The following is a 13287-nucleotide window of genomic DNA, read 5'->3' as shown; positions in this document are numbered from 1 at the left end:
GCCGCGCTGCTACCACAAGTCGAATGGTGATCATGCCGATCATCATACACACGGGTCCCCGGATAGTCGTATCGTGGGCGCCATGCTTGACCTAGGCTCCTATTTACTCACCCGCGCCTGGCAGTGGATCGCCGATCAGGGCCTGTCCCTGGCGATCCTGCTCGTGCTCGCGCTGCTCGTGCCCCGCGTGGGCCGTTTCGCGCAACGCTGGCTGGCTCGCGGGGTGGAGGAGACGACCGACGCGGACGAGTCCAAGACCCGCCTCGCACTCACCGGCGTCTCCGTCTACATCTTCCAGCTCATCGCCTTCTTCGTCCTGCTCATCTTCTTCCTGCAGGTCCTCGGCTTCTCGCTGGCCGGAGCCGCGATCCCGGCCACGGTCGTCTCCGCCGCGATCGGTTTCGGCGCGCAGTCGATCATCGCGGACTTCCTCGCAGGCTTCTTCATCCTCACCGAGAAACAGTTCGGTGTCGGCGACTGGGTGCGGTTCGAGGGCAACGGCATCGAGGTGGAGGGCACGGTCATCCAGGTGACCATGCGCTCCACCCGCATCCGCACCCTCGCCCAGGAGACGGTGATCATCCCGAACTCCACCGCCCGCGTGTGCATCAACTCATCCAACTACTGGTCCCGCGCCGTGGTGGTCATCCCCGTCCCCCTCCTCGGCTCCTCGGACACGCAGGAGGCCATCGACCGCTCCGAGGCCGCGACGCGTCGTGCGTTGCGACGCCCCGACGTCGCCAAGGAACTCATCGGCGAGCTCGACGTCCACCCCGCCGTGAACATCAACCCGCCCGCCACCGTCGGCATGCCCTGGACAATGGACATGCGTTTCATGATCCAGGTCGAGGCCGGCATGCAGTGGCTCGTCGAGCGCGCCATCCGCACCGAGATCCTCGACGAGTTCTGGAACGAGTACGGCTCCGCCACCACCATCACCGGCGACGTGAAGGACCGCGTCGACACCGTCACCACCGGCGCGCTGGCCGGGATGCCGCTCATCGACATCCCCCTGTCCACACCCCACGACTCCGCCGGGGACCGGGAGGCCTCCGTCCCCGCCGGGTACGCCGACGAGGAGGGCCGCGACCCGGCGGTCGTCGACCGTGGCCCCCAGGGCGACGAACCCGAGGACACCGTCGACGAGCAGACCCCGGCCGGCGGCATGTTCCGCCACGACACCCCCACCTCCCGGTGGAAGCGATTCGCCTCGGCCGGCGGCCGGGTGCGCCCGTCGACGACGTACCTCTTCGGCACCCTGTTCCTCCTCATCGTGCTCAAGGTCCTCACCGTCGACGCCGGCGAGGACGGGCCCTCCGGCATCCTCGCCCCGCCGGCCCCGGGCGTGACCTCCACCCCGGCGACCGAACCGGCCCCTCTCCCGGAGAACACTCCGGCTCCGACCCCCACCACCGCCCCGTTCTCCCCGCAGCAGACCTCCCCCACCACCCCGGCCCCGACCCCGGAGCTGACCGGGACCCCGACCGCGGATGCCCCGGAGGGCGTCGCCGGAGAGGTCGACGCGACGGGGAACCCCGACGCCCCGGAGGCCCCGGCGGAACCGCAGCCGACCCCGCTGCAGCCGCAGGTCACCCCGGACTCCGGACAGTAGGGGGTTCTCTACTAGCATGGTCGCCATGAGTTCTGACGCTGGCAAGACCGAGCACACCGACCGTGCAGAAACGACGGAGTTCCGTCCGGACCGGGGCAACCTCTTCGCGGCCGTACTCATCATCGCCGTGGGCATGCTGGTGATCCCGTCCGCACCGCTGTACCTGGGCTGGCTGCTGCTCATCCCGCTGGCCCTCATCCTCTGGGTGGTCCGGGCCCGCACCGTGGTGGGTGGGCGCGGCATCGACATCCGCTACGCCTTCCGGGGCGGCCGCACGATCCGCTGGGAGGACGTCTCCGGCATCGGCTTCAAGGGCTCCCGCGCCCTGCTGACCACCCGCGACGGCACCGAGCACGCCATGCCCGGCGTGACCTTCAACTCCCTGCCGCAGCTGGCGGAGGCCTCCCAGGGCCGGATCCCCGATGTCCTCACCTCCGCCCAGGAGGCGGCCGACGACAAGGTCACCATCATCCACCGCGACGGGCAGCAGATCCTCATCTCCAAGGAGGAGTACGCTGCTCGACAGGCCGCGCAGCAGGCCAACCGCTCGTCCTCTGACAACCCTGAAAACCTGAAGGAGCAGTAAGTGTTCCCGCTTCGATCCAAAGTCACCACCGTCGGACGCAACGCCGCCGGAGCCCGCGCCCTGTGGCGCGCCACGGGCACCAAGGAGCACGAGTTCGGTAAGCCGATCGTCGCGATCGTGAACTCCTACACCCAGTTCGTCCCGGGCCACGTCCACCTGAAGAACGTGGGCGACATCGTCGCGGACGCCGTCCGTGCCGCCGGTGGCGTGCCGAAGGAGTTCCACACCATCGCCGTCGACGACGGCATCGCCATGGGACACGGCGGCATGCTCTACTCGCTGCCCAGCCGTGAGATCATCGCCGACTCTGTCGAGTACATGGTCAACGCCCACACCGCCGACGCGATGGTCTGCATCTCCAACTGCGACAAGATCACCCCGGGCATGCTCAACGCCGCGCTGCGTCTCAACATCCCGGCCGTGTTCGTCTCCGGCGGTCCGATGGAGGCCGGCAAGGCCGTCGTCGTCGACGGCGTCGCCCAGACCCCGACCGACCTCATCACCGCCATCGCCGCCTCCGCCGACGACAACGTCTCCGATGAGGGCCTGGCCACCATCGAGGAGTCGGCCTGCCCGACCTGTGGCTCCTGCTCCGGCATGTTCACCGCCAACTCGATGAACTGCCTCACCGAGGCCCTGGGCCTGTCCCTGCCGGGCAACGGCACGACGCTGGCCACCCACTCCGCCCGCCGTCGTCTCTTCGAGCAGGCCGGCGAGACCATCGTCGAGCTGTGCAGGCGCTACTACGGCGAGGAGGACGAGTCCGTCCTGCCGCGCAACATCGCCACCAAGGACGCCTTCCGCAACGCGATGGCCCTCGACATGGCCATGGGCGGCTCCACCAACACGATCCTCCACACGCTGGCCGCCGCCCAGGAGGGTGAGGTCGACTTCACCCTGGCGGACATCGAGGAGATCTCCCACCAGGTGCCGTGCATCTCCAAGGTCGCCCCGAACGGCATCTACCACATCGAGGACGTCCACCGCGCCGGCGGCATCCCGGCCATCCTCGGCGAGCTGCGTCGCGCGAACCTGCTCAACGAGGACGTCCACTCCATCACCTACGACTCCCTCGACGAGTGGCTGGGTGACTGGGACATCCGTGGCGGCCGGGCCATCGACGCCGCGACCGAGCTCTTCCACGCCGCCCCGGGTGGCGTGCGCACCACGGAGCCCTTCTCCACCGACAACCGCTGGGACAGCCTGGACACCGACCCGGTCAACGGCTGCATCCACGACGTCGAGCACGCCCACTCCGCGGACGGCGGCCTGGTGGTCCTGCGCGGCAACCTGGCGCCGGACGGCTCCGTCCTCAAGACCGCCGGCGTCGAGGAGGAGCTGTGGACCTTCACCGGCCCGGCCCGCGTCGTCGACAGCCAGGAGGAGGCCGTCTCCATCATCCTCAAGCGCGAGGTCCAGCCGGGTGAGGTCGTCGTCATCCGTTACGAGGGTCCTTCCGGTGGCCCGGGCATGCAGGAGATGCTGCACCCGACGTCCTTCCTCAAGGGTGCCGGCCTGGGCAAGAAGTGCGCCCTCATCACCGACGGCCGTTTCTCCGGCGGCACCTCCGGCTTGTCGATCGGCCACATCTCCCCGGAGGCCGCCCACGGTGGTCTCATCGGCCTGATCCGCAACGGTGACCCGATCACCATCGACGTCCACACCCGTCGTCTCTCCCTCGACCTGCCGGACGAGGAGATCGAGGCCCGCCGCGCCGAGATGGAGGCCTCCGAGAAGCCGTGGACCGCGAACCGCGAGCGCAAGGTCTCCAAGGCACTGCGTGCGTACGCCGCCATGGCCACCTCCGCCGATAAGGGCGCCGTCCGCCAGGTGGACTAACATTGTCCGCGTGACCACGACAAACAAGCCCGCGATCCTGCCCCACACCGCCATCCTGAGGATGGTGGTGGCCCTGGGGCTGATCGCGGGCTTCGGCGTCACCGGACGCCAGATGATGATCACCGACTTCCCCATCGACATGATCATCTACATGGAGGGCGTGCGGGCCTTCCTCGACGGCGCCGAGATGTACGCCGTGCCGATGTACGCCGGCTCCCTGGCCCTGCCGTTCATCTATCCCCCGTTCGGCGCCCTCGTCATGGTGCCGCTCACCCGTTACGAGCATGACCTGGCCGGCGACATCATGATCATGCTCTCCTCCGCCCTCATCCTGCTCTGCCTGTGGTTCGTGCTGCGGGCGGTGACGGGGAGGGACGTCGACAAGCTCTCCCTGGCGGCGCTGACGGCGGTGACCTGGCCCGCGGTGCTGCTCATTGAGCCGGTGTGGCTGAACTCGTGGTTCGCGCAGCTCAACGTCGTCATCATGGCGCTGGTCATCCTCGATCTCGTGCCGCGGAGGCGGTGGCTGCCGCAGGGTTCACTCATCGGTGTCGCGGCGGCGATCAAGGTGACGCCGTTGGCGATGCTGCTCTTCTTCCTCCTGCGGCGCGATATCCGCGCGATCCTCGTCGCCGGCACCTCCGCGCTGCTGGTCACCGGCCTGGGGGCCCTGGTGCGCTGGGACGCGACGAAGCAGTACTTCACCGACGTCCTGCTCGGCATGGGCACCGAGTCGGAGTTCGGCGTCAGCACCGTCTACCAGTCGAACAGCTCGCTCAAGGGCATGCTCATGCGCTGGTGGACCTCCCCCGGGGCCCTCGACGCGAACTCCACGCTGACGAACGTGCTGTGGCTGGTGCTCGCCCTGCTCACCATCGGGCTGGGCGCGTGGCTCATGGTGGCGCTCCTGCGCCGCGACATGCTTGTCGACGCCGCCCTCGTCAACGCCGTCATCATGCTGCTGGTCTCCCCCGTCTCCTGGTCCCACCACTGGATCTGGCTCACCCTGCTGCTGCCGGTGCTGGCGTGGCGCTGCCTCACCGTCCTCGGTGGTCCGGTGGTGCTCGGTTCGCTGGTGTTCACGTGGGCGGCGCTCGTGCTCACCCAGCCCCCGAAGTGGTGGTACGGCGACTCGATCGACGAGCACGCGCTGAACTTCGTCGAGAAGCTGCTCGTCTCCGACTTCGTGTGGCTGGGCATCGCCGTGCTCGTCGCGTGGGCGGTGGCGCTGCGGCGGGTGCCCGTCACCACCCCCTGAATCGCGGGAACCCCGGACCTGGTGGTCCGGGGTTCCGTTGATTCGGAGGGTCAGGCAAAGGGGTTGAGGCCGGCCCCGAACCACCACAGTGCGACGCCGCCGGCGACGGCCAGCAGCACGAAGATCCAGGAGCTCACGAGCGGGCGGCGGGCCCAGCTGCGGCCGTAGTCCAGGGAGATGAATCCCGGGCCGGTGAACTGCAGCGCCAGGGAGATGCCCAGCAGCACGATCGACAGCCACACCGCCTCCGGCCAGGCGAAGATGTTGGGACCGGCGCCGGACGTGGTCAGCGCGTGCAGTGCGGTGAAGGAGGTGGCGATGGTCGCCACCATCGCGAACAGCGGCGTGATGAGGCCGAGCAGCAGGAACACGCCGGCCGCCAGCTGCATCGACGGGACGATGACGGACAGCCCCGTCGGGGCCAGGTAGTTGGCGTAGTCGAGCTCCAGACCGGACAGGCCCGGGTTGCCGCCGAGCCGGAAGAAGGTGCCCACGGCCTCCAGGATGAGCCATCCGCTCAGCAGGAGGCGGATGATGAGGAGTCCGAAGTCGATGGTGCCGCGCCGGTGGTCCGGGTGGGCGGCGTCCTCCACGTCGACCGGCGCCGCGTAGTCGGCGGGCACGGCCACGGGTTCGGCGACGACCGGGGCTGCGGCCGCCACCGGCTGGGCGGGCGGGTTGCCGTAGGCGACGGTCTCGTGGGTGCCGGTGGCGGGGGCGGCCTGGTAGTCCTGCTCGGTGTAGGTCGGCTGCACCGGCGGGGTGGCCTGGCTCGGCTTGATCTCCTGCGGGGCCGCCCGGCCCGGGCGGCTGAAGAGCCCGCCGGAGGGACGCTCGAACTGCGTCGTCTCCTGGGCGCCCGTGTCCTGCGCGCCCAGAGGCGTGGAACCGGCCCCCGGGGCGCGGGGAGCCGGCCCCGCGGCATGAGTGTCCTTGTGGTAGGTGGGCACGTCGAGGCCGTCGGCGTCGTACGAGCCAGCTCGGTCGGGGGTCTGATTCTTGTCGGTCATGAAGCCAGCGTAAGTCAGATCAGTGGTCCGGGGTGGACATGAACACGCGAGCCGTGTTGCAAAAGACCAACAATCCGATTACGGGCACTGCATGAGTTCGCGGTGCAGGGCGTCCTTCTCGGCGGCGGTCACCCAGAGCCCGTAGGTGGCCTTCACGTCGACGATGCTGGTGGCGTAGGCGCAGCGGTGGGCCTTGTTCGGCGGCAGCCACGTCGCGGCGTCGCTCGCGCCCTTCTGCTGGTTGGGGGCGGCGCCGACGGCGATGAGGTTGCGCGGGTCGTTGGCGAAGTCGCGGCGGGTGTCCGCGTCCCAGGACTGGGCACCCTTCTGCCAGGAGTCGGCCAGGGCGACGATGTGGTCGATGTGGACCTCACCGCTGCGCGGGCCACGCACGAAGTTGATGGTGGTGCCGGTGTAGGGGTCGAGCAGCGTGCCGGACTCCACGACGCAGCCGTGGGTGCCGGGGCGGATCGTGATGTCCGTGAGGTCCCGGCGGAGGATGTCGTTGCGGGTGTCGCAGCCGTTGCGGCCGCCCTCGACGCGCACGTTGTCGCTCCAGGCGGGGCCGTAGTTCGCCCGGTCGTAGCCGGTCATGGGGGCGCGTCCCTTGACCTCGAGGGTCTCCAGCTGCGCCAGAGCGTGGGCGTTGGCCGGCTGCGAGGACGAGGATCCCGGGAGCGAGGAGGGCGCCGACGGGCTGGTGGGCGGGTCGACGACCACCGCCGTGCCGATGACGGCGACGACGAGCAGGCTGAGGAGTGCGGAAATGCGTTTCATTACCGGATCAATCTAGCAGCAGGTCCGGACATTGACGGAAAGAGGTTCGAACGCTAGAGTTGTTGATATGACAGCAAACAAGGACTGGGCAGGCGACCCGCAGAACGCATCCACCGACGGCGAGTTCATCCGCGATGCCACGTACATCGAGGACCGGATCACCGCCGACGTACCTTCCGGCACCACCGTCGACCAGGACGACGGCACCGTCCACTGGCCCGTCGAGGCGGGCCGTTACCGGCTCATGGCCGCCCGCGCGTGCCCCTGGGCCCACCGCGCCGTGATCACCCGCCGGCTGCTCGGCCTCGAGGACGTCATCTCCCTCGGCCTGGCCGGCCCGACCCACGACGTCCGCTCCTGGGTCTTCGACCTCGACCCCGACCAGAAGGACCCGGCCACCGGCCTGCACAGGCTCCAGGAGGCCTACCTCAACCGCTTCCCCGACTACCCCCGCGGCATCACCGTCCCGGCGGTCGTCGAGACGGAGTCTCGGAAGGTGGTGTCCAACGACTACCCCTCGATCGTCCGTGACTTCCAGACCGAGTGGACGCAGTTCCACCGCGAGGGCGCCCCGGACCTCTACCCGCTCGCGCACCGCGAGGAGATCGACACCATCACCCGGCGCATCTACACCGAGGTGAACAACGGCGTCTACCGCTGCGGCTTCGCCGGTTCCCAGCAGGCGTACAACGAGGCCTATGAGCGCTTCTGGGCCACCATGGACTGGCTCGAGGAGCGCCTGACCACCCGCCGCTACCTCGTCGGCGAGCACGTCACCTTCGCGGACATCTTCCTGTTCGTCACCCTCGTGCGTCACGACGCCGTCTACTACTCCCACTTCAAGACCTCCCGCAACAAGATCTCCGAGATGCCCGCCCTGTGGGGCTACCTCCGCGAGCTCTTCCAGCTCCCCGGCTTCGGCGACACCACCGACTTCCGCGAGATCAAGGAGCACTACTTCATCGTGCACAAGGAGGTCAACCCCACCCAGATCGTGCCGCAGGGCCCCGACCTGGCCGGACTGGCCACCCCGCACGGCCGGGAGGCACTCGGCGGGCAGCCCTTCGCCGAGGGCGTGACCCCGCCCGGGCCGGTGCCGGCCGGCGAAGAGGTGAAGAACCCCGAGAACTTCCAGGTCGAGCTGTTCGGCTAGACCGCCGGGAGCACCCGGGCGGCGGCGAGGACGGAGTCGGTGAGCCTCTCAAGCAGCTCCGACTCCAGGCGCCAGCGCTGCCAGTAGAGGGCGACGGAGACCACGCGGTCGTCGAGAAGCACGAGATCACCACGGCGCAGGAACGGGTCCGCCTGCAGCTCCGACATCAGCCCCCAGCCCATGCCCACCAGCGTGGCCGACACCAGCGCCTCCGTGGACGGAATATCCGACATGCGGGGCCGCTGCTGATTCCCCGCGAGCCGTTCCTCGAGGTCGCGGGCCTGCAGTTCATCGGAGGGACCCCAGCGCAGCGTCGGCATGCGGGACCAGTCGGGCCCCGGGTAGCGTTCCGCCAGCTCCGGGGTGGCGACCGCCCGGTAGCGCACCCGGCCGAGCCCGACCGTCTCGCAGCCGGAGACGGGACGGGACTCGCGGGTGACCGCACCGAGGACATCCCCGCGGCGCAGGAGGGACAGCGTGCGGGTCTCGTCCTCGATGCGCAGGCGAAGGGTCGCCTCCCCGAACGTGGCGACGTCGGCGAACACCGGGGTGAACCACGTCGCCAGGGAGTCCGCGTTGACGGCCACCGAGAGCGGCACGCGCCCGAGGCGGCCCTGCAGGCGGGCGTCAGTCTCCGCCTGGAGCAGGCGCATGCGACGGGCGGCCTGGACGAGGATCTCGCCGGCGTCGGTGGCGGTGGCGGGGCTGGTACGCCGGACGAGCACGCGGCCGGTGTCCTTCTCCAACGCCTTGATGCGCTGGCTGACGGCGGAGGGGGTCACACCGAGGCTGTGGGCAGCGGCCTCGAAACTGCCCTCGTCCACGATGGCGAGGAGGGATTCCAGATGCAGCGGGTTCATGTAGACAATCTTAACCAACTGCAGTTTCTTTAACTGGACTTCATTCCAGCGGGGACCGACAATGAACCCATGTCCATCATTCTGGCGGGCCTCGTCCTGGGGCTGTCCCTCATCATCGCGGTCGGACCGCAGAACATCTTCCTGCTCAAGTCGGGGATCAGACGCGAGCACATCACCGCGGTCATCCTCACGTGCGTCGCCTCGGACATCCTCCTCATCGGGGCGGGCACGGCCGGGGTCGGTGTCCTCGTCGACTCCGCTCCCCTGCTACTCGAGATCCTGCGCTGGGGCGGCGTGGCCTACCTACTGTGGTTCGCCTGGCAGAACTTCCGCGACGCCGCCCACCCGGGCGCGATCACCGTCGCGGAGACCCGCCCGGAGACGCCGGTGGCGGAGCCGGAACCGCTGGCACCGGAGAGCACCGGCGGCAGCGCTGTGCTCACGCGCCCCCGCCCGGTTGTCTCCGCGGTCCGCCGCCCGGCATGGCTCGGGGCCGTCGGCACGACGCTGGCGCTGACCTGGCTCAACCCGCTGGCCTACGTCGACGTCGTGGTGATGGTCGGCGGCATCGCCAACCAGTACGGCGAGGACGGTCGCTGGCTCTTCGCCCTCGGGGCCTTCCTCGCCGCGGTCATCTGGTTCCCCACCATCGGTTACGGCGCCGTACTCCTGCGCCGCCCACTGTCGCGCCCGACCGTGTGGCGCTGGCTCAACACGGGCATCGGCGTCATCATGGTCGGTCTCGCGCTCAAGCTCGTCCTCATGTGATGCCCTGCCCGGCGCCTCAGTCCGCGTGACGACGCGACGCGGTGGCATTCGCCCAGATGTTGATTCCGGCGTCCCGGGCGACATCGTCGATGGCCTTGAGCTCGGCGTCGCTGAACTCGAGGTTGGCGAGGGTGTCGAGGTTCTCATCGAGCTGCGCCACCGAGGAAGCACCGATGAGGGCGGAGGTGACCGTCTCCACGCCGTAGCGGCCCTGCTCACGCAGCACCCAGGCGATGGCCATCTGCGCCAGCGACTGCCCGCGTTCCTGGGCGATGTCGTTGAGACGGGAGACCATCTCGAGGTTCTCGGCGCTGAGCATGTCGTCGGACAGCGACTTCGCGGCCGCCGCACGGGAGTCCCCCGGGACACCGTCGAGGTAGCGGTTGGTCAGCAGGCCCTGCGCCAGCGGGGAGAAGGCGATGACGCCGAGCCCGGAGTCGGCGGCGGCGGCCAGCAGCGAGTCCCCGTCCTCGCCCGGCTCCTCCACCCAGCGGTTGACGATCGAGTAGCTGGGCTGGTTGATGATGAGCGGGCAGCCCTCCTCCGCCATGAACTCCGCCGCCTCGGCCGTCAGTTCCGGGCCGTACGAGGAGATGCCGACGTAGAGCGCCTTGCCGGAGGCGACGATGTCACGCAGCGCGTACATGGTCTCCTCGAGCGGGGTGTCCGGGTCCGGGCGGTGGTGGTAGAAGATGTCCACGTAGTCCAGGCCCATCCGCTGCAGCGACTGGTCGAGGGACGCCATGAGGTACTTTCGGGAACCGCCGAAACCGTAGGGACCGGGCCACATGTCCCAGCCGGCCTTCGAGGAGATGATGAGCTCGTCGCGGTAGGGCCGGAAATCCTCGGCCAGGAGACGGCCGAAGTTGGACTCCGCGGAGCCGAACGGCGGGCCGTAGTTGTTGGCCAGGTCGAAGTGGGTGACACCCCGGTCGAAGGCGCGCCGCAGGATCGCCCGCTGGGTCTCCAGGGGCTTGTCGTCGCCGAAGTTGTGCCACAGGCCCAGCGAGATGGCGGGCAGCTTGAGGCCGGAACGACCGACCCGACGGTAGGGCATGGAGGCGTAGCGGTCAGGGGCGGGGAGGTAGGTGCTCATGGATCCATTGTGCCCCCGATCAGTCTCATCCGGGCCAGTCTTCCCGCTGCACATGGTCCATCCCCTGTGTCTTCGATGCCAGCAGTGCGAGAAAATCCTCGAGAGAGTCCCGAAACAGGTACAGGTTCCGCCCCTCGCTGTCCTCCACCACGGCTGCCCCGGACTCGGCAGGTCCGTGGAGCAAGGTCCGGTCCCAGTAGAACACCGCACCTGAATCGCGGTCCAGCACAAAGAAGTTCCCGCCGCCATCGGCCCCGATGACCCATGCCCTGAGCTGGTCGATCTCCGCCGCGAGCCAGGCATTCTGGGTGACGGCGTGGAAGGAGGGATTGTCGGTGCTGACGCCGAAGAGGCTCTCGAAGGCGATGAGGCCGTCATCCACGGGCGGGAACTCCAGGTCGAAGTAGTTGTCCACCAGGAAGATTCCGTTCCACTGCTGAATGAAGTCACGGTAGGCCACCGGCAGGAGGTCACCGAACGCCGAGGTCAGTTGCTCAATGTCAGCATCCGTCGGTGCCCCGGCGTAGTGGATGGTCATCGTCGTCTCCCGGAGGTGAAGTGGGTCGGCGCAGGCTGCTGGGTACTCACGGTAGAGCACTGTCCGGCTCCTGGCAGCGCAGGCGCTGAACCCCCGGCGCCACCTGGTTGCCGGGACTGACGAGCGTCGTCAATACGACGAGGGGCGCGCAGGCCGACACGGCCCACGCACCCCTGACGCAGCGTCGATAAGCTACTTCAGCTTCTCCGCGATGAGCTTGTTCACCAGCGCCGGATCCGCCTTGCCGCGGGTGGCCTTCATGACGGCACCGACGATGGCGCCGGTGACCTTGGTGTTGCCGGCCCGGTACTTCTCGACGATGTCCGGGTTGGCCGCCAGGGCCTCGTCGACGGCGGCCTCGATGGCGCCGTCGTCACGCACGACCTCCAGGCCGCGGGCGGCGATGACCTCGGAGACGGTGCCCTCACCGGCGAGCACGCCGTCGACGGCCTGACGGGCCAGCTTGGTGGTGAGCTTGCCCTCCTTGACCAGGCCGACGACCTCGGCGACCTGCTCCGGGGTGATGGCCAGGGCCTCGAGCTCGATGTCCTGCTCGCGGGCGGCGGCGGAGAGGTAGTTGACCCACCAGGCGCGGGCCTCGTCGGCGGTGGTGCCGGCGTCGACGGTCGCGAGGATCAGCTCGAGTGCACCGGCGTTGACCAGGTCCCGCATCTCGGCCTCGGAGATGCCCCACTCCTCCTGGAGGCGGGCGCGGCGGACCCACGGCAGCTCCGGCAGGGTGGCGCGGATCTCCTCGACCCACTCCCGCGGGGCCAGCACGGGCGGCAGGTCCGGATCGTTGAAGTAGCGGTAGTCCTCGGCGGACTCCTTCGGACGGCCCTTGCGGGTGGAGCCGTCGAGCTCCTGGTAGTGACGGGTCTCCTGGACGATCTCCTCGCCGTTCTCGATGGCGGCGGCCTGGCGCATCATCTCGTAACGGACGGCCTGCTCGACGGACTTGAGGGAGTTGATGTTCTTGGTCTCGGTGCGCACGCCGAACTCCTCCTGGCCGATCGGGCGGAGGGAGACGTTGGAGTCCACGCGCATGGAACCCTGGTCCATGCGGGCGTCGGAGACGCCGATGGCCTTGACCAGCTCACGCAGGGCGGTGACGTAGGCGCGGGCGATCTCCGGGGCGCGGGCGCCGGCGCCGAGGATCGGCTTGGTGACGATCTCGATGAGCGGCACCCCGGCGCGGTTGCAGTCGACGAGGGAGGCGGTCGCGCCGTGGATGCGGCCGGCGACGCCACCGAGGTGGGTCAGCTTGCCGGTGTCCTCCTCCATGTGGGCGCGCTCGATCTCGACGCGCCACTCGGTGCCGTCGTCGAGGACGACGTCGAGCCAGCCGTCGTAGGCGATCGGCTCGTCGTACTGGGAGATCTGGTAGCCCTTCGGCTGGTCCGGGTAGAAGTAGTTCTTGCGCGCGAAGCGGGAGGACTCGGCGATCTGGCAGTTGAGGGCCAGGCCGATCTTGATGGCCCACTCGACGCCCTTGGCGTTGACGACCGGCAGGGCGCCGGGCAGCCCGAGGGAGACGGGGTCGACGTTGGAGTTCGGCTCGGCGCCGAAGTGGGCGGAGCTGGTGGAGAACATCTTGGTCTCCGTGGCCAGCTCGACGTGGACCTCAAGGCCCATGACGGGGTCGAACTTCTCCAGTACCTCGTCGAAGTCCATCAGATCATGAATCGCGGCAGTCATGGGGGACAGTGTAGTTGCTCCGTTTTCGGCACGCGTCAGGGACCTACGCCAAACCGGTGAACGGGGTCCAGGGGTTCCGCCGGTGTCTCGCC

12 protein-coding genes are annotated in these 13287 nt (G+C 68.9%); 6 read left to right on the top strand and 6 right to left on the bottom strand.

The genetic code is table 11. The annotated features are described in order from the left end of the window. Positions 1–82: 82 nt before the first annotated feature. Genes B842_RS05785 through B842_RS05770 form a run of 4 tightly spaced genes read left to right on the top strand, consistent with a single transcriptional unit; the run spans position 83 to position 5295 of the window. On the top strand, positions 83–1612 hold the full coding sequence (locus B842_RS05785) for a mechanosensitive ion channel family protein (RefSeq protein WP_040087376.1): 1530 nt from the start codon (positions 83–85) through the stop codon (positions 1610–1612). A 25-nt stretch (positions 1613–1637) separates the two neighbouring features. Continuing rightward, complete coding sequence (locus tag B842_RS05780; RefSeq protein ID WP_040087375.1) at positions 1638–2198, top strand: PH domain-containing protein; 561 nt, start codon at positions 1638–1640, stop codon at positions 2196–2198. Continuing rightward, positions 2199–4037, top strand: a complete 1839-nt coding sequence (ilvD, locus tag B842_RS05775) for a dihydroxy-acid dehydratase (protein WP_040085669.1) — start codon at positions 2199–2201, stop codon at positions 4035–4037. 10 nt (positions 4038–4047) lie between these two features. Beyond that, on the top strand, positions 4048–5295 hold the full coding sequence (locus B842_RS05770; protein WP_040085668.1) for a glycosyltransferase family 87 protein: 1248 nt from the start codon (positions 4048–4050) through the stop codon (positions 5293–5295). A gap of 50 nt (positions 5296–5345) precedes the next feature. Here the strand turns inward: B842_RS05770 and B842_RS05765 are convergent, their stop codons facing one another. Both B842_RS05765 and B842_RS05760 read right to left on the bottom strand, forming a co-directional pair. Then, a complete protein-coding gene (locus tag B842_RS05765) occupies positions 5346–6305 on the bottom strand; it encodes a DoxX family protein (RefSeq protein WP_040085667.1) in 960 nt (319 codons plus the stop codon). Positions 6306–6383: 78 nt separating this feature from the next. Further along, on the bottom strand, positions 6384–7082 hold the full coding sequence (locus tag B842_RS05760) for an HNH endonuclease family protein (protein WP_040085665.1): 699 nt from the start codon (positions 7080–7082) through the stop codon (positions 6384–6386). Positions 7083–7149: 67 nt separating this feature from the next. Here B842_RS05760 and B842_RS05755 point away from each other — a divergent pair, with 67 nt between their 5' ends. Further along, complete coding sequence (locus B842_RS05755; RefSeq protein ID WP_040085664.1) at positions 7150–8235, top strand: glutathione S-transferase family protein; 1086 nt, start codon at positions 7150–7152, stop codon at positions 8233–8235. On the opposite strand, the gene B842_RS05750 is transcribed toward B842_RS05755, so the two are convergent. Further along, entirely contained in the window at positions 8232–9095 is an 864-nt protein-coding gene (locus B842_RS05750; RefSeq protein ID WP_040085663.1) for a LysR family transcriptional regulator ArgP, read from the bottom strand. The two genes, B842_RS05755 and B842_RS05750, sit on opposite strands and share 4 nt — an antisense overlap. Positions 9096–9164: 69 nt before the next feature. Between B842_RS05750 and B842_RS05745 the strand changes: the two genes are divergently transcribed. Next, positions 9165–9863, top strand: a complete 699-nt coding sequence (locus B842_RS05745) for a LysE/ArgO family amino acid transporter (protein WP_040085662.1) — start codon at positions 9165–9167, stop codon at positions 9861–9863. Between the two features lie 16 nt (positions 9864–9879). Here the strand turns inward: B842_RS05745 and mgrA are convergent, their stop codons facing one another. The 3 genes from mgrA to gatB form a co-directional block, all read right to left on the bottom strand. Then, positions 9880–10959, bottom strand: a complete 1080-nt coding sequence (mgrA, locus tag B842_RS05740; RefSeq protein ID WP_040085661.1) for an L-glyceraldehyde 3-phosphate reductase — start codon at positions 10957–10959, stop codon at positions 9880–9882. 25 nt (positions 10960–10984) lie between these two features. Further along, positions 10985–11497 carry an SMI1/KNR4 family protein gene (locus B842_RS05735; RefSeq protein WP_156119453.1) on the bottom strand — a complete coding sequence of 171 codons (513 nt, stop codon included), beginning with the start codon at positions 11495–11497 and terminating at the stop codon, positions 10985–10987. A gap of 192 nt (positions 11498–11689) precedes the next feature. After that, positions 11690–13195 carry an Asp-tRNA(Asn)/Glu-tRNA(Gln) amidotransferase subunit GatB gene (gene gatB / locus B842_RS05730; RefSeq protein ID WP_040085659.1) on the bottom strand — a complete coding sequence of 502 codons (1506 nt, stop codon included), beginning with the start codon at positions 13193–13195 and terminating at the stop codon, positions 11690–11692. Positions 13196–13287: the final 92 nt, after the last annotated feature.

The organism is Corynebacterium humireducens NBRC 106098 = DSM 45392 (assembly GCF_000819445.1).
GTDB classification, from domain to species: domain Bacteria; phylum Actinomycetota; class Actinomycetes; order Mycobacteriales; family Mycobacteriaceae; genus Corynebacterium; species Corynebacterium humireducens.
Note: the sequence above shows the minus strand (reverse complement) of the source record. Positions and strands in the feature narration are given on the sequence as shown.

What these genes read in the sequence shown, in the direction of transcription:
- B842_RS05785 (WP_040087376.1), top strand. Translation starts at nt 83, where the DNA reads ATGCTTGACCTAGGCTCCTATTTACTCACCCGCGCCTGGCAGTGGATC.
- B842_RS05780 (WP_040087375.1), top strand. Translation starts at nt 1,638, where the DNA reads ATGAGTTCTGACGCTGGCAAGACCGAGCACACCGACCGTGCAGAAACG.
- B842_RS05765 (WP_040085667.1), bottom strand. Translation starts at nt 6,305, where the DNA reads ATGACCGACAAGAATCAGACCCCCGACCGAGCTGGCTCGTACGACGCC.
- B842_RS05760 (WP_040085665.1), bottom strand. Translation starts at nt 7,082, where the DNA reads ATGAAACGCATTTCCGCACTCCTCAGCCTGCTCGTCGTCGCCGTCATC.
- B842_RS05755 (WP_040085664.1), top strand. Translation starts at nt 7,150, where the DNA reads ATGACAGCAAACAAGGACTGGGCAGGCGACCCGCAGAACGCATCCACC.
- B842_RS05750 (WP_040085663.1), bottom strand. Translation starts at nt 9,095, where the DNA reads ATGAACCCGCTGCATCTGGAATCCCTCCTCGCCATCGTGGACGAGGGC.
- B842_RS05745 (WP_040085662.1), top strand. Translation starts at nt 9,165, where the DNA reads ATGTCCATCATTCTGGCGGGCCTCGTCCTGGGGCTGTCCCTCATCATC.
- mgrA (WP_040085661.1), bottom strand. Translation starts at nt 10,959, where the DNA reads ATGAGCACCTACCTCCCCGCCCCTGACCGCTACGCCTCCATGCCCTAC.
- B842_RS05735 (WP_156119453.1), bottom strand. Translation starts at nt 11,497, where the DNA reads ATGACCATCCACTACGCCGGGGCACCGACGGATGCTGACATTGAGCAA.
- gatB (WP_040085659.1), bottom strand. Translation starts at nt 13,195, where the DNA reads ATGACTGCCGCGATTCATGATCTGATGGACTTCGACGAGGTACTGGAG.